We start from the raw sequence: 24,656 nt of genomic DNA, 5'->3' as shown, positions 1-24,656 counted from the left end.
GTCACGGTACACCGCAGCGGCTCGCCAACGCGGCGGCCAGGGGACCGGCGAGGTCCCCGGCGACCGGCGGGGCCACCGATTCGAGACCGAGCCATCCGGCGAGCCGGTGCAGCTCGGCGGCGAGGGCGACGGCCGTCTCCCCCGGCTCGGCACCGGGCTCGATCCAGGCGGCCGGCACCAGCAGGACCCGGGCCCGCCGGTCGGCCTTGAGGTCCACCCGGGCGGTGAACCGCTCCCCCTGCCGGAACGGCAGGACGTAGTACCCGTGCACCCGCTGCGCGGCCGGGACGTAGATCTCGATCCGGTAGGTGAGTCCGAAGAGGCGTTCGGTGCGCCCCCGTTCCCAGATCAGCGGGTCGAAGGGACTGACCAGGGTGTCGCCCCGGACCCAGCGGGGCATCCGGGCCGTCGGGTGCAGGTAGGCCGGGTGTCGCCAGCCGGGGACCCGCACCGGCAGCAGTTCCCCCGCCTCGACCAGTTCGGCGACGGCCTGCCGGGCACCGGCCACCGGCAGCCGGAAGTAGTCGCGCAGCTCGGGCTCGGCGGCCACGCCGAGGCTGCGGGCGGCGAGCGCCACCAGGGCCCGGTGGGCGTCCGCGTCGGTAGGGGTGGGGGCGGCCAGGACCGCCGACGGCAGGACCCGTTCGGGCAGGTCGTACCGGCGGGCGAAGGAGGTGCTCCGCTCGGCGGCGGTGACCTCGCCGGCCCAGAAGAGGTATTCCAGGGCGCTCTTGACCGCCGACCAGTTCCACCCCCAGTTGCCGGTCTCCCGGGGGGCGTCGTGCTCGATCTCGGCTGCGGTGATCGGCCCTCGGGCGGCCACCTCGTCGCGCACCCAGGCGACGAGCCCCGGCTGTTCCTCGACGATCCGCCGCATCCCGCCCCAGGCGTCGTCGCGCGCCCGGGCCATCCGCCAGCGCAGCACCGGGTGCAGCCCCACCGGCACCAGGGACGCCTCGTGCCCCCAGTATTCGAACAGCTCCCGGGGACGGCGGTAGGCGGCGGTGTCGAGCAGCCCGGTCGGATACGGTCCGAGCCGGCTGTAGAGCGGCAGGTAGTGCGCGCGTTGCAGGACGTTCACCGAGTCCATCTGGATCAACCCGACCCGGTCGAGGACCCGACGCAGGTGCCGTCGGGTGGGCACCCCTGAGGGCGCCGGGTCGGCGAAGCCCTGGGCGGCCAGCGCCACCCGCCGGGCCTGGGCGAGGGAGAGCGATTCCGGTGCTGCCATCGAACGAACCCTAAATCACGGGTACGACGCGCAAGCGGAAGCTGGACTCCGGTCCGCCCAGGACATAAAACGGTTCAATGGTGATGATTCGCCGCGAGAGCCCCGAGGACGCCGAGGCGGTCGCCCGGGTGCACGTGCACGGCTGGCAGGCCGGCTACGCCGGCATCGTGCCGGAGGAGGTGCTCGACCGGCTCAACGTGGCCGCCTGGGCGCAGCGGCGACGAGACGTCGGCACCGCCGACCCGAACAACCCCTTCACCACCCTGCTCGCCGAGTCGGCAGGCGAGGTGGTCGGCTTCACCTCGTTCGGCCCGTACCGCAACAACCAGGACCGGGACGACCTCGACCCGACGTACGGCGAGGTGGTCTCCCTGTTCGTCGAGCGGACCCGGTGGGGCGACGGTACGGCGGTGGCCCTGCTCGACGCGGCCTGCGCCGGACTGGCCGAACAGGGCCTGGTGGAGTACCGGCTCTGGGTGCTGGCCCGCAACTTCCGGGCCCGCCGGTTCTGCGCCCGGTCCGGGCTGGCCACCGACGGCGAACGCTCCACCTACCCCGTCCCCCTGGCCGGTGGGCGGATCCCCGTCGGACTGGTCGAGCTGCGTTACGTCGGGCGACTCGACGGGGCGGACCCCGAGGAGACCGGCTCGCGAGCGTCCGGCGACGGCGACGGCGGCCCGGCGAGGGAACCGTCGGGCTGGGCGGTGCCCCGCCGGATCGGCAGGAACACCAGCAGCGCCAGGCTGATCCAGACGTAGGCGTTGCCGCCGAGGAACCCGTCCAGGCCGGTGAAGTCCCGCTCCCACGACCAGACGATCCGGCTGGTCAGGAAGGCGTACCCGACTGCGGCGGCGGCCAGCAGGACGATCCGACGACGGCTCCGGGCCGGGGCGGCCATCCCGTTGTCCACCAGGAGGATCAGCCCGGGCAGCAGCCACACCAGGTGGTGCACCCAGGTCACCGGGCTGACCAGGCACATCACCACGCCGGTGAGGGCGAACCCGGTGGCGTGGTCGCCGGCCGCCGACGCGGCCCGGATCCGCCACGCCCAGATCACCAGGGTGACCAGCACCAGGGCGAGCCACCCCAGGGTGCTCGGGTGGTCCGGGGAGAGACGGGCCACCACCCCGCGCAGCGACTGGTTGGAGACGAAGGCCAACTCCCCCACCCGGCCGGTGTTCCACAACGCGGCCGTCCAGAACTCCCGCGACGCGTTCGGGAACAGCGCCGCCGCCAGCAGCGTCGTCACGGCGGCGGTCCCCGTCGCGGTGAACGCCGCCCGCCACTGACGGGTCACCAACAGGTGGACGATGAAGATCCCTGGGGTCAGCTTGATCGAGGTGGCCAGCCCGATCCCGACCCCGGCCCACCTGCTGCCCGCCGGCAGCAGACGCAGCAGGTCCACCGCGACCAGGAACAGCAGCAGCATGTTGACCTGGCCGAAGTTGACGGTCTCCCGCATCGGCTCGTACGCCGCCGCCAGGCAGACCGCTACCGCCAGGGTGAACCAGCGGGTCCACCCGCTGCGTCGGGCCACCGGGTCGAGCAGCCACCAGATCACCACCACGCTGACCAGGACACCGGCGGTCACGCTCACCACGATCGCGGCATGCCAGGACAGGTACGCCATCGGGAGCATGACCAGCGCCGCGAACGGCGGATAGGTGAACCCGTACTGGGTGCCGGGCTTGAGGAAGTCGTAGATCTCCCCGTCGTCGTTGACCCAGTGGTTGAGCGCCCCGTAGTAGACGTTGAGGTCGAAGAAGCCGTGCCGGACGGCGGCCCAGGACAGGAACCAGGCCACCACGAGCGCCAGCACCACGACCACGAGACCCTGTACCAGGGTCCGGGCCACCACTCGTCCGGGACCCTGCGCCACCGTCGTCTCCCTCGCCCTGCGTAGGCTCACGTGCCATGGCACTCGGGTACGTCCGCCCAGCGCGCGAAGACGACGCTGGCGAGATCGCACGCATCCAGCTCGCGACCTGGCGGGCCGCGTACCGCCGGATCCTGCCCCGGCACGTGCTGGACAACCTGGACGAGAAGTATCTCGCCCGACGGTGGAGCAGCGCGGTGCGCCAACCGCCCTCCGACGCCCACCGCGTGCTGGTCGCCGTCGAACAGGCCGAACAATCGTATCTGGTGGGTTTCGCCGCCTCCGGTCCGGCCGACGCGGAGGCCCTGGCCCCCAACGAACCCGCCGACGGGCTCGGTGCCGGGGTGGCCGCCGTGACCGACCTGCTCGTCGAACCCCGGTGGGGTCGGCGGGGGCACGGCAGCCGGCTCCTCGCGGCGATGGTCGACCACTGGCGCGGCGACGGGTTCGACAGGGCGGTCGCCTGGTCCTTCGACGCCGACCAGGCGACCCGCAAGTTCCTCACCAGCACCGGATGGGAGCTCGACGGGGCGGCCCGGGCCCTGGACGTCGAGGACATGCTCGTCCCCCAGGTGCGCCTGCACGTCACCCTCGGCCCGCCGGAGACCGACGACGCGGAGACCGGGGAGGCGGGGGCGCAGGCCCCCGACCCCGCCTAGTCGAGCAGGGCGTCCAGGCCCACCGTGAGCCCGGGGCGGTCGCCCACCGCGCGGACCGCCAGCAGCACCCCCGGCATGAACGACACCCTGTCGTACGAGTCGTGCCGGATGGTCAGCGTCTCACCGAGGGTCCCGAAGAGCACCTCCTGGTGGGCGACGAGCCCGAGGGCACGGACCGCGTGCACCCGTACCCCGTCGATGTCGGCGCCCCGGGCACCGGGCACCTCGTCGCTGGTGGCGTCCGGCGGCGGCGCGAGGCCCGCCTCGGTACGCGCCCGACCGATCAGCCGGGCGGTGTGGGTGGCGGTGCCACTGGGGGCGTCCAGCTTGCGCGGATGGTGCTGCTCGATCACCTCGACGGACTCGAAGTACCGGGCGGCCCTGGTGGCGAACTGCATCATCAGCACCGCGCCCAGGCCGAAGTTGGGGGCGATCACCGAACCCACCCCCGGCCGGGCGGTCAGCCACTGCTGGACCTGGTCCAGGCGCTGACGGGTGAACCCGGTGGTGCCGACGACGGTGTGGATGCCCCGCTCGACACACCAGTCGAGGTTCTCCATGACGACGTCCGGGGTGGTGAAGTCGACGACCACCTGGGCGTCGGCGGCGGCGTCACGGCTCTCACCCTGGTCGATCCGCGCCACCAACTCCAGGTCGGCGGCGGCCTCGACCGCCTTGCACACCTCCAGGCCCATCCGGCCCCGGGCACCGAACACACCGACCCGGATCGCCGGGCCCAACTCCTGCTCGTCAGTCACGGGGCACAACCTATCCCAATCGGGACGCCCGGCAGCGGCGGGACCACCACCGGTCGGTTCCCCCGACGGTCAGGAGGTGAAGTCGTCGTCGCCGAACGGGCCGACCACCGACAGGGACATCGGTCGGACGAGCAGGTCGGCGGCGAGGGCGTTCACCTCGTCCAGGGTCACCGCGTCGACCCTGGCCAGCAGCTCGTCGACGGGCATCACGGTGCCGTAGAGCAGCTCCCCCTTGGCCAGCCGGGTCATCCGGGAACCGGTGTCCTCCAGGCCGAGGACGAATGCACCCTTGCTCATCCCCTTGCCCCGGGCCAGCTCGGCCTCGGTGAGCCCGTCGGCGGCGGTCCGGGCCAGCTCCGCCCGGCACAGGTCGAGCACCTCGTCGACCTTGCCCGGGGCGCAGCCCGCGTAGACGGCGAACAGGCCGGTGTCGGCGTACTGGCTGGCGTAGGAGTAGACCGAGTAGGCAAGTCCGCGCCGCTCCCGGATCTCCTGGAACAGCCGACTGGACATCCCCCCGCCGAGCACGTTGTTGAGCACCCCGAGGGCGAAGCGTCGCTCGTCGAGCCGGTCCATGGCGGGGCAGCCGAGCAGGACGTGGGCCTGCTCGGTCTCCTTCGACTCCACCAGCGTCGTCGGCGGGCGGGTACGGACCGCCGGGGTACGCCGCCGGGGCGCGGCCGGCGCGGCCGGCGCGGCCGGCCCGGTCTCCAGGGGGCTGCCGCGCAGCGCCTGCCGGACCATCCGGACCACCGTGGTGTGGTCGAGGTTGCCGGCGGCGGAGATCACGATCTGCGGGGCGGTGTAGCGGCGGCGGTAGAAGTTCTGGATCTGCCGCCGGTTCATCGGGGTGACCGTCTCCTCGGTACCGGAGATCAGCCGACCCAGCGGATGGTCGCCGTACACGGCCCGGTTGAACAGGTCGTGCACCTCGTCACCGGGCTCGTCGTCGTGCATGGCGATCTCTTCGAGGATCACCCCACGCTCGGTCTCCACGTCGGTGGGGTCCAGCACCGAGTCGGCGACCAGGTCGCACATGACGTCGATCGCCAGCGGCAGGTCCTCGTCCAGCACCCTGGCGTAGTAGCAGGTGTACTCCTTGGTGGTGAAGGCGTTCGTCTCGCCTCCCACCGCCTCGATCTGCGCGGAGATGTCCAGCGCGGTCCGTTTGTGGGTGCCCTTGAACAGCAGGTGTTCCAGGAAGTGGGCGGCCCCGGACTGGGTGGCGGTCTCGTCCCGTGACCCGACGGCGACCCAGATCCCGAAGGAGACGCTGCGCATCGTCGGGATCGCCTCGGTGAGCACCCGCAGACCGCTGGGCAGCACGGTGCGACGCACCGTACCGCCGAGCGGATCCTCACTCAGGATGCGGGTGACCGACCGGCCCCGGGTCGCCCCGGAGCGGGCCGGTCCGGTGGCCCGGTGCGGCGTCGCCGCGCCCGGCCCCCGAACGCCCACCACCCCCCGTCGATCCGGTGGCAACGGTGCACGGTCGGCCCGACTCACAGTTGCTCCCGGTGTCGACGAGGGGTGGTGGTGACGCGGAACGGATCAGCTGTGCCGGGTCCGGCGACGCGGACGCGACTCGCCGCCGCCCTCGCCACCCTCGCCGCCGCCCTCACCACGGTCACGCGGAGCCCGGTCACCGCGGTCGCGGTCACCACGGTCGCGCGGGGCCCGCTCGCCCCGGTCCCGACCGGACGGCCGGTCGCCACCGCCGGCCTCGCCGGCGGCCGGCGCCTCGGCGCCCTCCGGGCGGACCTTGTCCAGGTAGATCTTGCCGCGCTGGTCGATGTCGGCGATCTCCACCTCGACCTTGTCGCCGACGTTGAGGAAGTCCTCGACCCGCTCGACCCGCTTGCCGTCGCCCACCTTGGAGATGTGCAGCAGACCGTCACGGCCCGGCAGGAGCGAGATGAACGCCCCGAACGCGGCCGTCTTGACGACGGTGCCGAGGAACTTGTCCCCCATCTTCGGCAGGGTCGGGTTGGCGATCCCGTTGATCCGCTCCACCGCCGCCTGCGCCGACGGACCGTTCGTCGCACCGACGTAGATGGTGCCGTCGTCCTCGATCGAGATCTCGGCGCCGGTCTCGTCCTGGATGGCGTTGATGGTCTGGCCCTTCGGGCCGATCACCATGCCGATCTTGTCGACCGGGATCTTCACGGTGGTGACCCGCGGCGCATAGTCGGACATCGTGGCCGGAGCCTCGATCGCCGCCTGCATCACGTCGAGGATGGTCTGCCGGGCCTCGTGCGCCTGCTGGAGGGCCGCGGCCAGCACGTCCGACGGGATGCCGTCGAGCTTGGTGTCGAGCTGCAACGCGGTGACGAAGTCCCGGGTACCGGCGACCTTGAAGTCCATGTCACCGAAGGCGTCCTCGGCACCGAGGATGTCGGTGAGGGTCACGTACTCGGTCTTGCCTTCGACCTCGTCGGAGATCAGACCCATCGCGATGCCGGCGACCGGGGCCTTCAACGGCACACCGGCCGAGAGCAGACCCAGGGTGGAGGCGCAGACCGACCCCATCGAGGTGGAGCCGTTCGAGCCGAGCGCCTCGGAGACCTGCCGGATCGCGTACGGGAACTCCTCCCGCGCCGGCAGCACCGGGATCAGCGCCCGCTCGGCGAGCGCCCCGTGGCCGATCTCGCGCCGCTTCGGCGAGCCGACCCGGCCGGTCTCACCGGTCGAGTACGGCGGGAAGTTGTAGTTGTGCATGTAGCGCTTGGACTTCTCCGGGGAGAGGGTGTCCAGCGACTGCTCCATGCGCAGCATGTTCAGCGTGGTGACACCCAGGATCTGGGTCTCGCCCCGCTCGAACAGGGCCGATCCGTGGACCCGGGGCAGCACCCCGACCTCGGCGGTGAGCGGCCGGATGTCGCGTGGCCCCCGACCGTCGATGCGGACCTGCTCGCGCAGGACCCGGTTGCGGACCTCGGACTTGGTCAGCGACCGGAAGGCGGCGGAGAGTTCCTTCTCCCGGCCCTCGAAGCGGGACCCGAGGTCCTCGGCGACCCGGGCCTTGACCCGGTCGAGGGCCTCCTCCCGGTCGGCCTTGCCGGCGATCTTCAGCGCCTCGGCGACCTCGGCGCGGGCCACCTCGGAGACCGCGGCGTAGACGTCGTCCTGGTAGTCCAGGAAGACGGGGTACTCGGCGACCGGCTTGGCGGCCACGTCGGCCAGCTCGCTCTGCGCCCGGCACAGCTCGCGGATGGCCGGCTTGGCGGCCTCCAGGCCGCTGGCGACGACCTCCTCGGTCGGGGCGGGGGCACCACCGGCGACCAGGGCGACGGTGTTCTCGGTGGCCTCGGCCTCGACCATCATGATGGCGACGTCACCGTCGGGGAGTGCCCGACCGGCGACCACCATGTCGAAGGTGGCGCGGGCCAGCTCCTCGTGGGTCGGGAAGGCCACCCACTCGCCGTCGACCTGGGCCATCCGGGTGGCCCCGATCGGGCCGGAGAACGGCAGGCCGGAGAGCTTGGTCGACATCGAGGCGGCGTTGATCGCCACGACGTCGTAGGGGTGCTGCGGGTCCAGCGCGAGGACGGTCTCGACGACCTGGACCTCGTTGCGCAGGCCCTTGACGAAGGACGGACGCAGCGGCCTGTCGATCAGGCGGCAGGTGAGGATCGCGTCCTCGCTGGGCCGACCCTCACGGCGGAAGAACGAGCCGGGGATGCGGCCCGCGGAGTACATCCGCTCCTCCACGTCCACGGTCAGCGGGAAGAAGTCGAACTGCTCCTTCGGCTGCTTGCCGGCGGTGGTGGCGGAGAGGACGACGGTCTCGCCCAGCTGGGCGATGACGGAGCCGGCGGCCTGACGGGCCAACCGACCGGTGGAGAAGGTGATCTCACGGGTGCCGAAGGACCCGTTGTCGATCACGGCGGTACGGTGTTCGGTGCCGAGGTTGGTCTCGGTCATGTTCTGGACTTACTCCTTCACATCGGGGGTCCCGCGACGCGTGAGGAGCTGTTCAGACGGCCGGTCTTCGATCGAAGCGCCCGGACGGGCCGACCGCGGGGGCCGGGGTGCCCGGAGGCCACTACCGGAGACCGGTGCGCTGACCGGCTCCCCTTCTCGGGTCGGTCGCGTGCCCGGTTCGTCGGTGGTGACGCCGAACGGGAGAGCGGCACGAGGTGCCGCTCTCCCGTCACGTCATCGGCGCAGACCGAGCCGCTCGATGAGCGACCGGTAGCGGTTGATGTCCTTCTTCTGGACGTAGTTCAGCAGCCGGCGCCGCCGGCCGACCAGCAGCAGCAGTCCACGACGGCTGTGGTGGTCGTGCTTGTGCACCTTCAGGTGCTCGGTCAGCTCGGCGATCCGCTTGGTGAGGACCGCGACCTGCACCTCGGGGGAACCGGTGTCGCCCTCGGCGGTCGCGTACTCCGCGCGGATCTTGGCCTTGCTCTCCTGGTCGAGCGCCATTTTCTCCCTGTTCTCTGGGTTGATGGGTAAGTCCGCCGTCCCGGCTCTCGGCGGGATCACCGGACGGACTGACCTCGCGCCCGCGGCGTCGTGCAGGCACGCGAGGCCCCTCGTCGGACAGCCGACGTCTCCGCCACAGTACCAGCTCACGACGGAAGCGCCCGCTAAGGTGCACCTCGGGATGTCAGACGAGGATCCGACGTACCTGGGCGACGTCGGCGGACATCTGGGTCAGCAACGGCTCGATCCCGTCGTACTTGACCTGGCCGCGCAGGTGCGCCACGAAGTCCAGGGCGACCCGCTCCCCGTACAGGTCGTCGTCGAAGTCGAGGACGTGGGCCTCGACCCGACGCTCCCGGCCGGAGAAGGTCGGGTTGGTGCCGACCGAGATCGCCGAGGGCAGCGCCACGGTGGGTCCGCCCGCCCGGCCGTACCTGATGAACCAGCCGGCGTACACCCCGTCGGCCGGCACCGCCGGATACGGCGGGCAGAGCAGGTTGGCGGTGGGGAACCCCAGCTCCCGGCCACGCTGGTCGCCCCGGACGACCACCCCCTCCAGCCGGTGCGGGCGGCCCAGGACCGCCGCCGCCGCGGCCACGTCCCCCGCCTCGATCCGGGACCGGACGTACGTGGAGGAGAAGACCGTCCCCTCCTCGGCGAGCAGCGGCCCGTCCTCCACCGCGAAGCCGAACGTGTGGCCCAGCCGCCCCAGCAGCGCCACGTCACCGGCGGCCCGGTGACCGAACCGGAAGTTCTCCCCGACCACCACGAGGGTGGCGCGCAGGTGCTCGACGAGGATGTCGTGCACGAAGTCCTCGGCCGAGAGGCGGGAGAACTCACCGGTGAACGGGACCACGCAGAGCGCGTCGACCCCGAGCGCGGCGAACAGTTCCGCCTTCCGGTCGGGCTCGGTGAGCACCGCCGGGTGGGATCCGGGACGGACCACCTCGGCCGGGTGCGGGTCGAAGGTCACCACCACCGACTTCACCCCCAACTCCCGGGCCCGGGCCACCGCGTGACCGATCGTCGCCTGGTGCCCCCGGTGCACCCCGTCGAAGACACCGATGGTCACCACCGACCGGTCCCAGTCGACAGGTGCCGCGTCGTACCCCCGCCACCGCTGCATCATCACCCTTCCCGTCGCCCTTCCCCGTCGGCAGCACCTGCGGACCCGGCGGTCATGCCGGCGCGAGCACGATCTCGGCGCGGGCGCGTCCGTCCCGCTCGCTGACGATAGCGACCAACCCCCCGGCCGGATCGAACACCGCGTACGGGCCGTCGATGCCCGCCGGGGCCAGTGGCCCACCGTGGGAGAGGGTCCGCGCCTCCTCCGGGGTGGCCTCGCGGCGGGTGAAGAACCTGTCGGCCGCCGCGGCGAGCGGCAGGCCGACCACCTCGGGGGCGCGTTCCTCCAGCTCGTCGAGGGTGGCCGACTCGTCGAGGGTGAACCCCCCGACGGCGGTACGCCGCAGCGCGGTGAGGTGGCCGCCCACCCCGAGCGCCCGACCCGCGTCCCGGGCGATCGCCCGGATGTACGTTCCCGAGGTGCAGGTGACGTCGACGTCCACGTCCACCACGTCGGGGGTGTCCCGGCGTACCGCCAGGAGGTCCAGCCGGGAGACGGTGACCCGACGGGCGGGCAGGTCGACGCTCTCCCCCTCCCGGACCCGGTGGTACGCCCGCCGACCGTCGACCTTGATGGCGCTCACCGCACTCGGCACCTGGTCGATCTCGCCGGTGAGGTCGGCCAGGGCCGCCCGGATCGCCTCGTCGGTGACCCCGCCGGCCGGGACGCTCTGCGTCACCTCGCCCTCGGCGTCGTCGGTGACGGTGGCCTGACCGAGCCGGATGGTGGCGGTGTAGCCCTTCCCGGCCCCGATCACGTAGGTCAGCAGCCGGGTCGCCCGGCCCACCCCGATCACCAGGACACCGGTGGCCATCGGGTCCAGCGTCCCGCCGTGCCCCACCCGCCGGGTCCGGGCCAGTCGGCGGATCCGCGCCACCACGTCGTGCGACGTCATGCCGCCGGGCTTGTCCACCACGATCAGACCGTCTGTGCTCACGACCGCCAAGCCTGCCAGAAGACCCGGGGGCACCGCCTACCCGGTGGCGGCGTTCACGCCGACGTCAGCGGACGACCCCCGCCACGGCCCACTTCCCGGACCGCAGTCGGAGCAGCACCGCACCGAGCCGCAGCAGCATGAACAGGGTCAGTCCGGCCCAGATCCCACCCAGGCCCAGATCCCACACGTACGCCGCCCAGATCGCCGGCAGGAACCCGCCCAGCGCTGCCGTCACCGTCAGGTTCCGCAGATAGCGGACGTCCCCGGCTCCGATCAGGACCCCGTCGAGGGCGAACACCACACCGGCGACGGGCTGCATCGCGGCGAACCACGGCCAGGCCAGCATCGCCTGTTCGCGTACCTGGGGATCGGAGGTGAACAGGGCCGGGACGATGCCCGCTCCGGCGGCGATCAGTCCGGCGAAGACCACCCCGCAGACGCCGCCGACGAGCGCGAACCGGCGGGCCAGCGCCCGGGCCGTCGGGGCGTCGTCGGCGCCGAGCGCCGCCCCGACGAGGGCCTGCGCGGCGATGGCCAGGGCGTCGAGCAGCAGGGCGGTGAAGAACCACAGTTGCAGGGCGATCTGGTGGGCGCCGACGGTGGCGGCGCCGAAGCGGGCGGCGACCGCCGTGGCGGACAGGAAGCTGGCCTGGAAGGCGACCCCCCGGATCAGCAGGTCCCGGCTGAGCACGAGCTGCCGACGGATCAGTCCGGCCCGGGGACGCAGCGGAATCCGTTCGGCCACCAGGGCGGCGAGGAAGAGCCCGCCGGACAGGGTCTGGGCCAGGACGTTGGCCACCGCCGAACCGGGCAGGCCCAACCCGACGGGATAGACGAGGACGGGACAGAGCACGGCGGAGAGCAGGTTCGGGGCGAGCACGAAGATCAACGGTCGGCGGAAGTCCTGGACGCCCCGCATCCACCCGTTCCCGGCGGCGGCGAGCAGGAGTCCGGGGGCGCCGAGGGAGGCGATCCGCAACCACTGCCCGGCGGCGTCGGCCACCTCACCGGGACCACCGGCGAGGGCCTGGGCCAGGGCCCCGCCGCCGAACTGCATGGCGACCACGACCAGCAGCCCCACCCCCACTGCCAACCAGGAGGCCGGTACGCCCTCGGCCACCGCAGCGGCCCGGTCACCGGCGCCGAAGCGGCGGGCCGCCCGCCCGGTGGTGCCGTAGGCGACGACGGTCCCGAGCCAGACGATGATCGTCATGACGGTGCCGCCGATGGCGACGGCGGCCAGGGGCGTTCGGCCGAGATGACCGACCACAGCGGTGTCGACCAGGATGTAGAGCGGCTCTGCCGCCAACACCACCAGCGCGGGCAGGGCCAACGCGGCGATCCTGCGCGGTGACGCGACTACCGGGGTGCTCACGGCCATGATCCTGGCAGAGCGACAGGTAAGTACGAAACCCCTTACCCGCTACTTACCGGACGACCTGCCCACCGGCGTCGACCTCGACTGTCGCGCCGGCATCGACGTCGGTGCGGCGGTCGGCTCACCTGCCCCCGGGCTCGTCGCCCGGAGCGGGCAGGGGCGGTCCCGAGAACTACTGACGGGTGTCCATGGAGGTCTGCAGGGCGCGACGGGCCTGCTCACGGGCCTCGTCGACGGTGGGCGTGGTGTCGGGCTTGGGAGTGGTCGACATGTTGGTCCCCTTCCAGGGCGCGACCACCGCCGACGACGGCGGTCGTACGGGCGGTGCAGCTGAGCGACCACAGCGCTCCCGGGGTCACCGGAGGGGCTACGGACAGCGAGAGCCCGGGTCGGTTGAGACCCTGGAGGGAGGCGACCCTGGTACGACGTCACCGCCCACGACCTGCGCACGGCAACCCCGCAGGCCGATTCCCAAGCTATCGTTCAGTTCCACATGCTGCCTTTCCTTCCCGGCATGTGGGCGGGTGGTGACGTATGCGACCCGTGGCGGCGCGGCCGGTCCGTCCCGCCCGTCAGACGGCGGCCGTCACCGGGCCAGGAAGTGCCAGCCGACCCACCACCAGAACCCGAGCAGGGCGATCCGCCCCACCGGCACCGGGCCGACCTCGTACCGCATCAGATGGCCGCAGACCTCACCCAGCGACGGGATCCGCGACCCCTCCCGCCGGGACGCCCACTCGACCACGGCGAAGAGCACCAGCGAGAGGAGGAATCCACCGATCGCGATCGTCCGCATCATCGCCGCACCAGCCCCCAGAAACCGGCCAGCCAGACCCCCCACGCCGCCGACCGGACCAGGTGGTCCTCCAGCAGCGGATCGGCCAACCGGCTGAAGGTGGGGAACTCGTCCTTGGCGGCCATCAGGAAGGTCGCCGCCTCCAGGACGGTGAAGACCGTGACAGGGACCACCCACCACACCACACCGGAACCGAGCCGGTGCGGTGCCGGTCGGCGCGGCACCCTGTTGCTCAGCCCCAACCAGATGAGCACCCCACCGGTACCGAGGGTGTAGAGGTTGGCCTGGGTCGAGAAGGACGGGAACTGGCCACCGACGAGCGAGAGGCAGATCAGCACCGGCACGGTGACGATCGGACGCTCCCACACCCGGGTGGCGTCGACGGCGAGGTCGTGGGGCTGCTCCATCCGCCGATTCTCCCCGCCCTCACCGAGCGCGGGAAGACGACACCCGGCGGAGTCAGACCTGATCTTCCGAGCCCACCAGGGCGTCGTCGAGCTGACCCCGGATCCCGTCCATCACCTCGTCGGCACTGCCCCGACCGGTGAACCCGGCGGCGAACCGGTGCCCACCACCGCCGAGAGCGACAGCGACCCGGCTGACGTCCACCGCCCCCTTGCTGCGCAACGACACCGCCCATTCGTGCGCCGACACCTGCTTGACCACACAGCTGACGTCCGCCTCGGCGGTGCACCTGACGGAATCGATCAACGCCTCCAACACGTACGGCCGCTGCCCGTGCCGAACCAGGTCGTCCTGGGTGGCGTACGTCCAGACCAGACCCCGGCCCCCCGCCGCGGCCGGCTCCAACCGGGCCCGCCCGAGCACCTCGCCGAAGAGCCGGACGGCCCCGAACGGCCGGTGGTCGAAGATCCGGCGGGAGATGTCCCCCGGACGGATCCCGGTGGCCAGCAGCCGAGCCGCCATCTGGTGGACCGCCGGGGTGGTCGCCTCGAACCGGAACGAACCGGTGTCGGTGGTCAACGCCACGTAGAGACACTCGGCGATCCCGGCATCCAACGGCACCCCGAGCCGGTCCAACAGTTCCTCGGCCACCACCGAGGTGGCGGCGGCCTGCGGGTCCACCAGGTGGAGCCCGCCGAACCGGGTGTTCGAGGCGTGGTGGTCGAGCACCAGGGCCGCCCCGGCGGTGTCCAGCCGGTCCACCAGCTCACCCAGCCGGGAGGCGCTCGCCGCGTCGAAGCAGATCATCAGGTCCGGGTCCGGGTACGCCTCGGTCGCCGGCACCAACATCTCCTCGCCGGGCAGTCCCCGCAGGGGATCCGGCAGGTCGAACGGGCCGGGAAAGGTGGCCTGCAACAGGTCCACCCCGAGCCGGCGCAGCCCCTGGGCGAAGCCCAGCATGCTGCCCAACGCGTCGCCGTCCGGGTTGACGTGGCAGACGAGCAGCACCCGCCCCCCGGCCGGCACCTGGCGGACGGCGGCCACCGCAGCGGCCCACTCGGCCTCGGTGGGCCCCGACTCCCCCGGGGCCGTGCCGGGCAGCACCGCCCCGGTGGGCGCCGTCACCGCCGGTCCCCGCCCCGGTCCGCCCCCGTCGTCCCGGACTGCCCACCCTCGTCGCCGTCGGAGTCCTCGTCGTCGGCCTCCCGGTACGGCTGGGGCTCCCCCGCGTACGCCGCCCCGGCCGCCCGACGCTGCACCTCCGCGTCGGCGTGGCGGGCCTGGGCCAGCAGGTCGTCGATGTGCTTGACCTGGTCCTGCACGTTGTCCAAGACGAAGGCGAGGCTCGGGGAGTGACGCAGCCCCAGGGCCTTGCCCACAGTGCTGCGCAGCATTCCCTTGGCGCTCTCCAGGGCTGCGGCGGTGTCCTGCTGGGCGACGGTGTCGCCGAGGACGGTGTAGAAGACCGTCGCCTCCCGCAGGTCGGCGGTGATCCGGGCATCGGTGATGGTGATCATCCCGAGCCGGGGGTCCTTGATCTGACTCCGCACCACCGACGCCACGAGTTCGCGCACCCGCTCCGCGTGCCGACGTACCCGGGCCGGATCCGTCATCTCCCCCACCTCCAGGACCTACCTGCTACCGGTCGGAGACGACGGCGCCCCGCGCCGCCGGGCCCGACCGCCGACATCCGAACACTACCCGCGCGCCCCTGTCGCCCGCGCAGCGCCGCCGGGGTACGGGCACCCGGCGACACCGACCGACGGGTCAGTCCTCCACCCCGTGCAGCCGACGGCGGACCGAGAGCAACTCCACCTCCGGGCGGGCGGCCACCAGCCGCTCGCACGAGTCGAGCACCTCCCGCACGTGGGCGGCCTCGGCGGCGACCACCGCCACCCCGATCTCGGTCCGCCCGTGCAGCTCCACCGCCCCCACCTCGGCGGCGGAGACCTCGAACCTGCGCAGGGCGGCGACGATCGGTCGGACGTAGGACCGCTTGGCCTTCAGGGACCGGGAGTCCCCCGGCAGCAACATGTCGAAACAGGCAGTTCCCGTGTACACGGCGAGCAACGCTACGCCGGACACCCCCCGGCGGCCACCCGTTTCAGGTCGGGACCACCGCCACCAGCACGTCCCGCTCGATCGCCTGGTCCACCCGGTGCGACAGTCCGAGGTACCCCGGCCCGTCCACCACCCGCAGCCCCGCCCCGGTCAGCACCGCCTCGGCGGCCCGACGGGGGGTCACGTGGGTGTTCCAGGACAACCCCAGGGCCCCACCGGGACGCAACAGCTCCCGCCAGACCGGCACGGCGGCGGTGAGCAGGTCCAACGGGCTACGGGACAACTCCCGCCCGGTACGGCTGCCGTGGGCCACCCCGTACGGCGCGTCGGTGACGATCAGGTCGGCGCAGCGGGGACGCAGGCTCTCCCGGGCCCGGAGGGTGTCGGAGTGCAGGACTGTGACCTTCTGGGTGTCACCGGCCTGGTGGGCCTCCCGGGTCGGGGCGAGTACCGCCTCGAAACGGCGGGCCACCAGCTTGCGGTCCCGGCGTACCGAGGTCATCTCGGTGCTGTGCTTGAGCCGCTTGCGCTTCAACCAGGTACGCAGGAAGGCGGCGTAGGAGTCGACGTCCTTCCCGTCGTGCTCCACCCCGATGCCGTGGTAGCCGTACATGAGGGCCTGGTTGAGGGTGGTGCCCCGGCCGCAGAGCGGGTCGAGGACCACCAGCCGGCGGTCCAGCATCGCCCCGGCCGAGGCGGAGGCGAGCACTGTGGCGTTGAGCAGCAGCCGGGTGAACTGCTCGTTGGTCTTGCCCACGTACTTGGGAATGGTGACCAGGTCGGAGTCGTACCGGGCCAGGGGCCGCAGCGGGAGGGGCCGCAGCAGGTCCTCCCCCACCCGCTCGAACAGCGCGTACGCCGCCGACAGGTTCGCCAGGTGGGCCAGGTCCCGCTCCCCCAGCCCCGGATCGGGGGCGGCGAAGGTCAGGTACTCCACCCCGCCGATGCGTTCCGTGGCGGTCTCTGTCGGGGCGGCGTCGAGCACCCCCGAGGCGGCGAACATCTCCAGCTCGGCGCGGGCCAGGCGGCCTGCGGCGTCGGCGTAGACACGGTTGGTGGAGGGGGCGAGGAGAAGCGCGTACCTGGGCACACCGGAGATTGTCCCAGGCGGGACAGACGGTGACGGCCGGGGCCCGTGTCCAGGCCCCGGCCGTCACCGGTGGTGTTCACCGCACACTCAGGCGCGCGGCTTCTCCCGCATCTCGAAGGTCTCGATGATGTCGCCGACCTGGACGTTGTTGTACCCGCCCAGGGTCAGACCACATTCGAAGCCCTCGCGAACCTCGGTCGCGTCGTCCTTGAACCGCTTGAGGGAACTGATCGTGAGGTTGTCCGCCACGACAGCCCCGTCCCGCAGCAGCCGCGCCTTGGCGTTGCGGCGGAGGATCCCGGACCGGACGATGCAGCCGGAGATGTTGCCGACCTTGGAGGAGCGGAACACGTCGCGGATCTCCGCGCTGCCCAGCTCCGCCTCTTCGAACTCCGGCTTGAGCAGACCCTTGAGGGCCGCCTCGATCTCCTCGATGGCCTGGTAGATGACGGTGTAGTACCGGATCTCCACGCCCTCGCGGTCGGCGATCTCGCGGACCTTGTTCGCGGCCCGCACGTTGAAGCCGATGATCGTGACCGCCTCGGAGGAGGCGCTCGCCAGCATGACGTCGCTCTCGGTGATCGCGCCGACGCCCCGATGGATGATCCGGAGCTGGACCTCCTCCGGGATGTCCAGGTTGAACAGCGCGTCCTCGAGGGCTTCGACCGAACCGGAGACGTCGCCCTTGAGCACCAGGTTGAGCGAGGTCTTCTCGCCCTCCTTGAGCTGCTCCATGAGCGTCTCCAGGGTGGCCCGACCACGGGAGTTGGCGAAGGACGCCGCCCGCCGCCGTGCCTGCCGCTGCTCGGCGATCTGCCGGACCGTACGGTCGTCCTCGGCGGCCAGGAAGGTGTCACCCGCTCCCGGCACCGTGGTCAGACCGAGCACCAGGACCGGACGGGCCGGACCCGCCTCGGCGACCTGCTGGCCGTTCTCGTCGAGCATCGCCCGGACCCGGCCGTGGGCCCCACCGGCGACGATCGAGTCGCCCGCCCGCAGGGTGCCCTTCTGCACCAGCACCGTGGCGACCGCACCCCGACCCTTGTCCAGGTGGGCCTCGATCGCCACACCCTGCGCCGGCCCGTCGATCGGAGCGGTCAGCTCCAGCGACGCGTCGGCGGTCAGGATGACGGCCTCCAGGAGTTCGTCGATGCCGATACCGGGCTTCGCGGCCACGTTGACGAACATGGTGTCGCCGCCGTACTCCTCGGCGACCAGTCCGTACTCGGTGAGCTGCTGGCGGACCTTGTCGGGGTTCGCCTCCGGCTTGTCGACCTTGTTGACCGCGACCACGATCGGCACGTCCGCCGCCTTGGCGTGGTTGAGCGCCTCGATGGTCTGCGGCATCACACCGTCGTCGGCGGCCACCACCAGGATCACGATGTCGGTGACCTGGGCACCACGGGCACGCATGGCGGTGAACGCCTCGTGACCCGGGGTGTCGATGAAGGTGATCGCCCGGTCCTCGCCCTCGTGCGGGACGTGGACCTGGTACGCGCCGATGTGCTGGGTGATGCCACCGGCCTCGCCGGCCACCACGTTCGCCTTACGGATGGCGTCGAGGAGCTTGGTCTTACCGTGGTCGACGTGACCCATGACGGTCACGACCGGCGGCCGGTCGACCAGACGGTCCTCGGCGACCTCGGCGTCCAGGTTGATGTTGAACTGCGCGAGCAGCTCGCGGTCCTCGTCCTCCGGGCTGACGATCTGCACGTCGAAGCCGAGGTGCTCACCCAGCAGCAGCAGGGTCTCGTCGGAGCAGGACTGGGTCGCGGTGACCATCTCGCCCAGGTTGAACATCTCCTGGACCAGCGAACCCGGGTTGGCGTTGATCTTGTCGGCGAAGTCCGACAGCGAGGCGCCACGGGAGAGCCTGACGACCTGACCCTGACCCCGGGGGGCACCCGAGCTCATGGTCGGAGCCGACAGGTTGTCGAACTCCTGTCTGCGCTGCTTCTTGGACTTGCGACCCCGGGTCGGGCGACCACCCGGACGCCCGAAGGCACCCGCGGTTCCGCCACCACGGCCACGACCGCCACCACCGGGACGACCGCCGCCACCGGCCGGAGCGCCGGGCCGGAACCCGCCACCGCCACCGGCACCGCCGCCGGGGCCGCCACGGTAGCCACCGCCACCGCCGCCACCACCGGGACCGCCACGGTAGCCACCGCCACCGCCACCGCCGCCGGGACGACCGGCACCGCCACCGCCGCCGGGACGACCGGCACCCGGTCCGCCGGGGCGACCCGGACGCTGGCTCGGCATCGAGGCCGGGCTGGGCCGGGGCGGCATGGAGGCGGGACTGGGCCGGGGCGGCATTCCGGCCGGGCTGGGCCGGGGACCACCGGCACCGGCGGCCGGGGGACGCTGCTGACCACCCTGGATGCCGAACGGGTTGTTGCCGGCACCACGGGCCGGCGGCCGACCACCGGGCCGGTTACCCGGCGTCGGGGCCGGACCGTTGCCACGGTTGGCAGCCGGGGAACCCGGCCGGGGCGGCATGTTGCCGGGGCCGGGGCCACCGGGTCCGGGGCGCGGCCCCGGACGGGGACCACCGGAGGCCGGGGGCTCCCGGCGCGGGGTCTCCCGCTGCTGCTGCCGGGCGGCCTCGGCGGCCTTCGCCGCCGCTGCCTGCTCGGCCTTGAGCGCGGCGGCGCGCGCCTCGGCGGCGGCCACCTCGATGTCGTGTGCGCTCGCCGGCTTGGTGACCGGGGTCACCGAGGGCGGCGGGCCGGGAACGGGTCCCTTGGGCTTCGGTCCGGGGGTCGGCGGACCCGGCCGCCGGGGCGGCATCGGCTTCGCCGAGACCCGGGGTCCCGGGGACGGGGTGGGCGTCGGGGTCGGGGCCGGGGTGGCCGCCGGTGGAGCCGCCGGTGCCGGGGAACCGGCGGAGGCGGCGAACGCGTTGCGCAGCCGACGGGCGACGGGCGCCTCGACGGTGCTGGACGCGGACTTCACGAACTCGCCCATGTCCTTCAGTTTGGCGAGAACGGTCTTACTCTCGACCCCGAGCTCTTTCGCCAGCTCGTGTACGCGGGCCTTACCTGCCACTGCACTCCTCACTCCGAGGTCGTGCGGGCAGCACCCGCAACGACCTCACTCGTCCACTTGAAGCCTGATCATTTCTGCGACTTCATCGTGTGCCCATGTCGGTCGTCCTACCTTGCTTGCGACCCTCACCCGATCCGGTTGACCGGGTGTAGTGGTTTGACGCGTCGACGTGCTCGGCCAGCGCACCGTGATCGACGATCCCGGTGATCCGCAACGCACGCCCGAAGGCGCGACGCCGCACTGCCAGCGCGAAGCAGGCCGGATCCGGGTGCATGTTCGCTCCCCGACCCGGCAGTCTGCGGAACGGGTCGGGCCGGAGGCTGTAGCCAGCCTCGTCGGTCACCGCGACGATCCGCAGCAGTTCGCTGGTCGGCGCACTGAGCCGGCAGCCCACACAGGTGCGCTCCGGCAGCGCGCGTCCCACCACCGGAAGAAGTCTACCCCTAGCTGCCCGAGATCGCGCTGCCCGCCTCCCGGACGTGATCAGCAGAGCCCCGGCCGGAGCCGGAGCCGGTCTCGGCGTCGGACTTGATGTCGATCCGCCAACCGGTCAACCGGGCAGCAAGCCGGGCATTCTGCCCTTCACGTCCGATCGCCAACGACAGTTGGAAGTCCGGGACCGTCACCCGGGCCGCCCGAGCGGCCAGATCGACCACCTCGACCCGGAGGGCCTTCGCCGGTGAGAGCGCGTTTCCGACGAAGACCGCCGGATCGTCCGACCAGTCGATGATGTCGATCTTCTCGCCGTGCAGCTCGCTCATCACCGCCCGGACCCGCTGCCCCATCGGACCGATGCAGGCGCCCTTGGCGTTCACGCCCGGCACCGTGGAGCGCACCGCGATCTTCGTACGGTGACCTGCCTCACGGGCGATCGCGCCGATCTCGACGGTGCCGTCGGCGATCTCCGGCACCTCCAGGGCGAAGAGCTTCTTCACCAGCGCCGGATGGGACCTGGACAGGGTGATCTGCGGCCCCCGCATGCCCTTGGCCACGTGCACCACCACACAGCGGATCCGGTCACCGTGCTCGTACCGCTCGCCGGGCACCTTCTCGGACTGGGGCAGGACGCCCTCCAGCTTGCCCAGGTCGACGCTGACGATGCCCTTCTCGGTACGCGCCTCGTGGGCCTGCACCACACCGGTGACCAGGTCACCGTCACGGCCGACGTACTCGCCGAAGTGCACCTCGTCGGTGGCCTCCCGCAACCGCTGGAGGATCACCTGCTTGGCGGTCATGGCGGCGATCCGGCCGAAGTCGTGCGGGGTGTCGTCCCACTCCCGGGTGACGGACCCGTCGGAGTCGAGTTCCTGGGCGTACACCAGGGCGGCACCGTTCTTGCGGTCGATCTCCACCCGGGCGTGCGGCTCCGCACCCTCGGTGTGCCGGTACGCGGTCAGCAACGCGGTCTCGATCGCCGCGAGGATCGTGTCGAACGGGATCTCCCGCTCGCGCTCCAGGGCGCGCAGCGCCGCGAGGTCGATGTTCACCTCTCCTCGTCCTCCACATCGTCTTCGTCGTCGATTTCATCTGATTCGTGGATTTCGTCTGATTCGTGGATCTCGTCGAGGCGGTTGAACTCGACCTGCACCCGCCCCGGTCCCAGCTCGGCGTGGGCGGCTGTGACGGTCCCGGTGTCGGCCTCCAGCACCACCCGGTCGTCGTCGGCCTCGACGATCCGCCCGGTCACCTGCCGGTCACCGGAGGGCTGGTCGCCGCGCTGCCCCGGCAGCCCGGCGGCGTTGCGGACAGTGACCTTGACCAGCCGTCCGACGTTGCGCCGCCAGTGTCTGGGCAGGGTGAGCGGCCGGTCCACCCCCGGGGAGCTGACCTCGAGTTGGTACTCCCCGGCGAGGAGGTCCCCACCGGTGGCCTCGGCCTCGTCGAGCGCCACGGAGACCGACCGGGAGACCTCCGCCACGGCGTCGAGGTTGATCCCGCCGTCGGCGTCCACCATCACCCGGACCACGTGCCGTCGTCCGGCCCGGGAGACCGAGAGGTCCTCCAGGTCGTAGCCGGCCCGGCTCACCACCGGTTCGATCACGGCCCGCAACCGGTCGCGGCGCGCGGTCGCGTCACCGCCCCGGGGCGCCTCGCCACCGCGGGGCCTGCCCGTCGGTCTGGTGGCCCGGCCACGCTGCGTCATCTGGCGCACCCCTTCGAAGGTCCACGGCCCGGTTCGGCCGCCATGCCGACACGCCACCGGGCGATCCGCGCCGGTGGTTGCGCAGAGCGTAACGCGCTCCCCGCACGGCGGGCCGGGCGGCGCACCGACGCCGGTCGCCCATGCTCCGCCCCGGATGGTGTTGACTTGTCCGGTGACGACGGGCAGGACCACAGTTTCAGGCGGAACAACCGGGCACACCCGACGGAGGCTGCTGCGCGCCGGGACACTGTTGGCCCTGGGTGGGACGGCCGCAGCGGTCACCGGATGCGGCCTGTTCGCCCGGGAGGACGCGCCGGACCCCGCCGCCGACCCGTTGGCGCCCCTGCTCGCCGGCGCACTCGAACTGGCCGCCCGGCACCGGGTCGCCGTCGACGGCGACCCCACCCTGTCCGACCGGCTCTCGCCGATCGCCGAGGCGCACCAGGCGCACGCCGCCGAGCTGGCGCGGCTGACCGGCGCCACACCGTCGCCCACCCCGCCCACCCCGACCGGGGGCGTCCCGACCGGGGACGCCTCGGCGGTGCTCACCACCCTCCGGGAGGCAGAGAGGAAAGGCCGGGAGGCCGCCGACCAGGCGTGTGCCGAGGCCCCCGCCGACCGGGCCGCGCTGCTCGGTTCCATCGCCGCCGCCCGGGCGACCCACGTGGAGGCGCTCAAGTGACCCAGCCCACCCCCAGCGCCGCCGACGCGGCGCTGATCGCGGCCCTCACGGCCGAGTACGCCGCCGTCTACGCGTACGGGTCGATCGGCGTGCACCTGCCGGCGGCCGGTCAACGTGCCGCACGCGCCGCCGAGGCCGCCCACCGGTCCCGCCGGGACGCCCTCGTCCTGCAGTTGAGCAACGCCGGCGGGTCGGTCCCCGCCGACCGGGCCGGGTACGCCCTGCCGTTCCCGGTGATCGACCAGGCCAGCGCGGTACGGCTGGCCATCGAGGTGGAGGAGCGGACCGGGGCGTTCTGGCGGGCGGCCCTGCCGGTGACCACCGGTGGGGAGCGGAGCCGGGCACTGGCCGCGCTGACCGACTGCGCGCTGCGGGCCACCCGGTGGCGTCGGACCGCCGGGGTGACCCCGCTCACCGTGCCCTTCCCGGGCCGACCCGGCTGAGGCCGGTCACCCGGGGCCGACGTCGAGGCCGGTCACCGGGGCCGACGGCCGTGGTTGCGGCCGGGATACCAGGTATGCATACTCCGTAGCCATGTCGATCCGCCACGGACTGTTGGCCCTGCTCGAACGCGGCACGATGTACGGCTACCAGCTCCGGGCCGCGTTCGAGGAGTCGACCGGCTCGACCATGCCGGTGAACATCGGGCAGGTCTACACCACCCTGGGTCGACTGGAACGGGACGGGTTGGTCCGCCCCCTTCCGGAGAACGAGGCGGGACAGCGTCCGTACGAGATCACCCCGGCGGGCCGGACGGAGCTGGCGCGCTGGTTCGCCAACCCGGTCAGCCGGACCGGCCGCCCCCGCGACGAGTTGACGATCAAGCTGGCGCTGGCGTTGACCACGCCGGGGGTGGACGCCGGGGCGGTGCTGCGGCAGCAACGCGTCGCCTCCGAGCGCCAGTTGCAGGAGCTGACCGGTCGGACCTGCGCCGGGCACGGAGAGGCGGACCTGTCCTGGCGGTTGGTGCTGGACGCGATGGTGTTCCAGACCGAGGCGGAGATCCGTTGGTTGGAGCACTGCGAGACGACCCTGGCGCGGGAGCACGCGGACCGGTGAGGATCCCGGCGGGCGTGGCGGTCCGACGCACGCGAGCCCGAGCACGGTCAGGGTCCGGCGGGCGTGGCGGTCCGGTGGCTCCGGCACCCGGCTGACTAGGGTGGATGCGTTCCGAGTCGGCGGGGGCGCAGCGGAGGTGAGGCCGACGTGGAGGCGGGACCGACTCTCGGAGTGCCCGGCCGACCGCCGGGCGGCGCACCGAACGAACCGCGCTGGGACGATCCCCGCTGGCGGGTCGCCGAACGGGCCACCGAGGCGATCCGTCGACGGTTCCCCGCCGACGTGCTCGCCGTCGCCGTGCACGGGCCGCTGGCCCACGGCGACGACGACGGTGGTGGGGACGGGGAGGTCAACCTCCTGGTGGTCACCTACCGGCCCGGGACCGGGCCGGGACCGGCCACCCGCCGGGTCGACGGGGTCCTGGTCGACCTGACCGTCTCCGGTGCCGACGACTACCTGCGGCAGGCCCGGACGGTCACCCCGCTGTGGCCGTTGACCGCCGACCGGTACGTCACCACCCGCGCCTTGTACGACCCGTCGGGGTGGCTGCCGGGGCTGCGCGACCAGCATCTCGCCCAACTGGTCCGGGCCAGGCCGACCGAGTTCAGCACCGCCGCCCGACGGGCCTGGTACCGGGGCTGCGCCGCGCACGCCCGGGCGGGCCGACTGGCGCAGTGGTACGAGACCGACCAGGCACTGCTGATGCTCGGGGAGGCCCGGCTGGCGGCGGCCACCGTGACCGGGCTGCTGACCCGGACCTACTACCGTGATCCGGGTGACGCGGTCCGGCGTACCCGGTTGGCGGGTGCCGACATGACCGAGGTGGGTCGGGTGCTGGCCGGGCAGGCCGACGAGTTGGCGGCCCGGGGTCGGCCGGTCGACGGCTCGGTCGAGGAACTCCTGGACGGCTGACCACCGGCGACCGGCACCGCCGGACCCGGCAGAGGGCCGATCGAGGCCGGCCCGGGAGCCGCCG

The 24,656-nt window shown here is 72.6% G+C and carries 23 protein-coding genes and 2 pseudogenes; 6 read left to right on the top strand and 19 right to left on the bottom strand.

Translation table 11 applies throughout. From position 1 onward, the window contains the following. Position 1: 1 nt before the first annotated feature. On the bottom strand, positions 2 to 1,231 hold the full coding sequence (locus tag WHN02_RS11300) for a winged helix-turn-helix domain-containing protein (RefSeq protein WP_434743275.1): 1,230 nt from the start codon (positions 1,229 to 1,231) through the stop codon (positions 2 to 4). A gap of 77 nt (positions 1,232 to 1,308) precedes the next feature. Between WHN02_RS11300 and WHN02_RS11295 the strand changes: the two are divergent. Continuing rightward, a pseudogene (locus WHN02_RS11295) lies at positions 1,309 to 1,695 on the top strand (GNAT family N-acetyltransferase); the annotation flags it as partial. A 140-nt stretch (positions 1,696 to 1,835) separates the two neighbouring features. Here the strand turns inward: WHN02_RS11295 and WHN02_RS11290 are convergent. Beyond that, complete coding sequence (locus WHN02_RS11290) at positions 1,836 to 3,110, bottom strand: glycosyltransferase family 87 protein (RefSeq protein ID WP_434743274.1); 1,275 nt, start codon at positions 3,108 to 3,110, stop codon at positions 1,836 to 1,838. Positions 3,111 to 3,145: 35 nt separating this feature from the next. Between WHN02_RS11290 and WHN02_RS11285 the strand changes: the two genes are divergently transcribed. After that, positions 3,146 to 3,766: a GNAT family N-acetyltransferase gene (locus tag WHN02_RS11285; RefSeq protein WP_434743273.1), complete on the top strand. Its 621-nt coding sequence runs from the start codon at positions 3,146 to 3,148 to the stop codon at positions 3,764 to 3,766. Here the strand turns inward: WHN02_RS11285 and dapB are convergent. From dapB to rimP, 17 genes and pseudogenes are all read right to left on the bottom strand, one after another. After that, positions 3,763 to 4,524 (bottom strand): 4-hydroxy-tetrahydrodipicolinate reductase, encoded by a 762-nt coding sequence (gene dapB / locus WHN02_RS11280; RefSeq protein WP_434743272.1) that lies wholly within the window; start codon positions 4,522 to 4,524, stop codon positions 3,763 to 3,765. The genes WHN02_RS11285 and dapB overlap by 4 nt on opposite strands. 69 nt (positions 4,525 to 4,593) lie before the next feature. Next, positions 4,594 to 6,030 (bottom strand): M16 family metallopeptidase, encoded by a 1,437-nt coding sequence (locus WHN02_RS11275; RefSeq protein WP_434743271.1) that lies wholly within the window; start codon positions 6,028 to 6,030, stop codon positions 4,594 to 4,596. Positions 6,031 to 6,075: 45 nt separating this feature from the next. Further along, positions 6,076 to 8,448: a polyribonucleotide nucleotidyltransferase gene (locus WHN02_RS11270; RefSeq protein WP_434743270.1), complete on the bottom strand. Its 2,373-nt coding sequence runs from the start codon at positions 8,446 to 8,448 to the stop codon at positions 6,076 to 6,078. A 234-nt stretch (positions 8,449 to 8,682) separates the two neighbouring features. Beyond that, complete coding sequence (rpsO, locus tag WHN02_RS11265) at positions 8,683 to 8,952, bottom strand: 30S ribosomal protein S15 (protein ID WP_067365384.1); 270 nt, start codon at positions 8,950 to 8,952, stop codon at positions 8,683 to 8,685. 184 nt (positions 8,953 to 9,136) lie between these two features. Further along, positions 9,137 to 10,078, bottom strand: a complete 942-nt coding sequence (locus tag WHN02_RS11260) for a bifunctional riboflavin kinase/FAD synthetase (RefSeq protein WP_434743914.1) — start codon at positions 10,076 to 10,078, stop codon at positions 9,137 to 9,139. Between the two features lie 52 nt (positions 10,079 to 10,130). Next, a complete protein-coding gene (gene truB / locus WHN02_RS11255) occupies positions 10,131 to 11,015 on the bottom strand; it encodes a tRNA pseudouridine(55) synthase TruB (protein WP_434743269.1) in 885 nt (294 codons plus the stop codon). A gap of 64 nt (positions 11,016 to 11,079) precedes the next feature. Next, entirely contained in the window at positions 11,080 to 12,396 is a 1,317-nt protein-coding gene (locus tag WHN02_RS11250) for an MATE family efflux transporter (protein WP_434743268.1), read from the bottom strand. Positions 12,397 to 12,979: 583 nt separating this feature from the next. Further along, a complete protein-coding gene (locus WHN02_RS11245) occupies positions 12,980 to 13,189 on the bottom strand; it encodes a DUF6186 family protein (protein ID WP_350895517.1) in 210 nt (69 codons plus the stop codon). Beyond that, complete coding sequence (locus WHN02_RS11240; RefSeq protein WP_350895501.1) at positions 13,189 to 13,596, bottom strand: hypothetical protein; 408 nt, start codon at positions 13,594 to 13,596, stop codon at positions 13,189 to 13,191. The genes WHN02_RS11245 and WHN02_RS11240 overlap by 1 nt, the downstream gene beginning before the upstream one ends. Before the next feature lie 52 nt (positions 13,597 to 13,648). Beyond that, positions 13,649 to 14,719, bottom strand: a complete 1,071-nt coding sequence (locus WHN02_RS11235) for a DHH family phosphoesterase (RefSeq protein WP_434743267.1) — start codon at positions 14,717 to 14,719, stop codon at positions 13,649 to 13,651. Beyond that, positions 14,716 to 15,207, bottom strand: a complete 492-nt coding sequence (gene rbfA / locus WHN02_RS11230; RefSeq protein WP_434743266.1) for a 30S ribosome-binding factor RbfA — start codon at positions 15,205 to 15,207, stop codon at positions 14,716 to 14,718. The genes WHN02_RS11235 and rbfA overlap by 4 nt, the downstream gene beginning before the upstream one ends. Positions 15,208 to 15,361: 154 nt before the next feature. Then, on the bottom strand, positions 15,362 to 15,655 hold the full coding sequence (locus WHN02_RS11225; RefSeq protein WP_434743265.1) for a DUF503 domain-containing protein: 294 nt from the start codon (positions 15,653 to 15,655) through the stop codon (positions 15,362 to 15,364). A 43-nt stretch (positions 15,656 to 15,698) separates the two neighbouring features. Beyond that, a complete protein-coding gene (locus tag WHN02_RS11220) occupies positions 15,699 to 16,745 on the bottom strand; it encodes a TRM11 family SAM-dependent methyltransferase (protein WP_434743264.1) in 1,047 nt (348 codons plus the stop codon). Between the two features lie 87 nt (positions 16,746 to 16,832). Then, entirely contained in the window at positions 16,833 to 19,796 is a 2,964-nt protein-coding gene (gene infB / locus WHN02_RS11215; protein WP_434743263.1) for a translation initiation factor IF-2, read from the bottom strand. A 45-nt stretch (positions 19,797 to 19,841) separates the two neighbouring features. Next, a pseudogene (locus WHN02_RS11210) lies at positions 19,842 to 20,223 on the bottom strand (YlxR family protein). Positions 20,224 to 20,239: 16 nt separating this feature from the next. Then, entirely contained in the window at positions 20,240 to 21,283 is a 1,044-nt protein-coding gene (gene nusA, locus WHN02_RS11205) for a transcription termination factor NusA (protein WP_434743262.1), read from the bottom strand. After that, positions 21,280 to 21,939, bottom strand: coding sequence for a ribosome maturation factor RimP (rimP, locus tag WHN02_RS11200; protein WP_434743261.1), 660 nt, complete (start codon positions 21,937 to 21,939; stop codon positions 21,280 to 21,282). The genes nusA and rimP overlap by 4 nt, the downstream gene beginning before the upstream one ends. 229 nt (positions 21,940 to 22,168) lie before the next feature. On the opposite strand from rimP, the gene WHN02_RS11195 reads away from it, so the two are divergent. The 4 genes from WHN02_RS11195 to WHN02_RS11180 all read left to right on the top strand — a co-directional run bounded on the left by WHN02_RS11195 (position 22,169) and on the right by WHN02_RS11180 (position 24,592). Then, positions 22,169 to 22,621, top strand: a complete 453-nt coding sequence (locus tag WHN02_RS11195) for a hypothetical protein (protein ID WP_434743913.1) — start codon at positions 22,169 to 22,171, stop codon at positions 22,619 to 22,621. Then, on the top strand, positions 22,618 to 23,064 hold the full coding sequence (locus WHN02_RS11190) for a ferritin-like domain-containing protein (RefSeq protein WP_350895494.1): 447 nt from the start codon (positions 22,618 to 22,620) through the stop codon (positions 23,062 to 23,064). Before WHN02_RS11195 ends, WHN02_RS11190 begins: the two co-directional genes overlap by 4 nt. 91 nt (positions 23,065 to 23,155) lie before the next feature. Beyond that, a complete protein-coding gene (locus WHN02_RS11185) occupies positions 23,156 to 23,680 on the top strand; it encodes a PadR family transcriptional regulator (protein ID WP_434743260.1) in 525 nt (174 codons plus the stop codon). A 171-nt stretch (positions 23,681 to 23,851) separates the two neighbouring features. After that, positions 23,852 to 24,592: a nucleotidyltransferase domain-containing protein gene (locus WHN02_RS11180; protein WP_434743912.1), complete on the top strand. Its 741-nt coding sequence runs from the start codon at positions 23,852 to 23,854 to the stop codon at positions 24,590 to 24,592. Positions 24,593 to 24,656 lie beyond the last annotated feature (64 nt).

Source organism: Micromonospora sp. SH-82, from assembly GCF_051132485.1.
In the GTDB taxonomy this organism is placed as follows: Bacteria; Actinomycetota; Actinomycetes; order Mycobacteriales; family Micromonosporaceae; genus Micromonospora.
This window is presented reverse-complemented; position numbering and strand designations above follow the sequence as displayed.

Coding starts and splice junctions, on each gene's coding strand:
- WHN02_RS11245 (WP_350895517.1), bottom strand. CDS start 13,189: ATGCGGACGATCGCGATCGGTGGATTCCTCCTCTCGCTGGTGCTCTTC.
- rbfA (WP_434743266.1), bottom strand. CDS start 15,207: ATGACGGATCCGGCCCGGGTACGTCGGCACGCGGAGCGGGTGCGCGAA.
- rpsO (WP_067365384.1), bottom strand. CDS start 8,952: ATGGCGCTCGACCAGGAGAGCAAGGCCAAGATCCGCGCGGAGTACGCG.
- WHN02_RS11300 (WP_434743275.1), bottom strand. CDS start 1,231: ATGGCAGCACCGGAATCGCTCTCCCTCGCCCAGGCCCGGCGGGTGGCG.
- rimP (WP_434743261.1), bottom strand. CDS start 21,939: ATGACGCAGCGTGGCCGGGCCACCAGACCGACGGGCAGGCCCCGCGGT.
- WHN02_RS11270 (WP_434743270.1), bottom strand. CDS start 8,448: ATGACCGAGACCAACCTCGGCACCGAACACCGTACCGCCGTGATCGAC.
- WHN02_RS11250 (WP_434743268.1), bottom strand. CDS start 12,396: ATGGCCGTGAGCACCCCGGTAGTCGCGTCACCGCGCAGGATCGCCGCG.
- WHN02_RS11285 (WP_434743273.1), top strand. CDS start 3,146: ATGGCACTCGGGTACGTCCGCCCAGCGCGCGAAGACGACGCTGGCGAG.
- WHN02_RS11260 (WP_434743914.1), bottom strand. CDS start 10,078: ATGCAGCGGTGGCGGGGGTACGACGCGGCACCTGTCGACTGGGACCGG.
- WHN02_RS11240 (WP_350895501.1), bottom strand. CDS start 13,596: ATGGAGCAGCCCCACGACCTCGCCGTCGACGCCACCCGGGTGTGGGAG.
- WHN02_RS11185 (WP_434743260.1), top strand. CDS start 23,156: ATGTCGATCCGCCACGGACTGTTGGCCCTGCTCGAACGCGGCACGATG.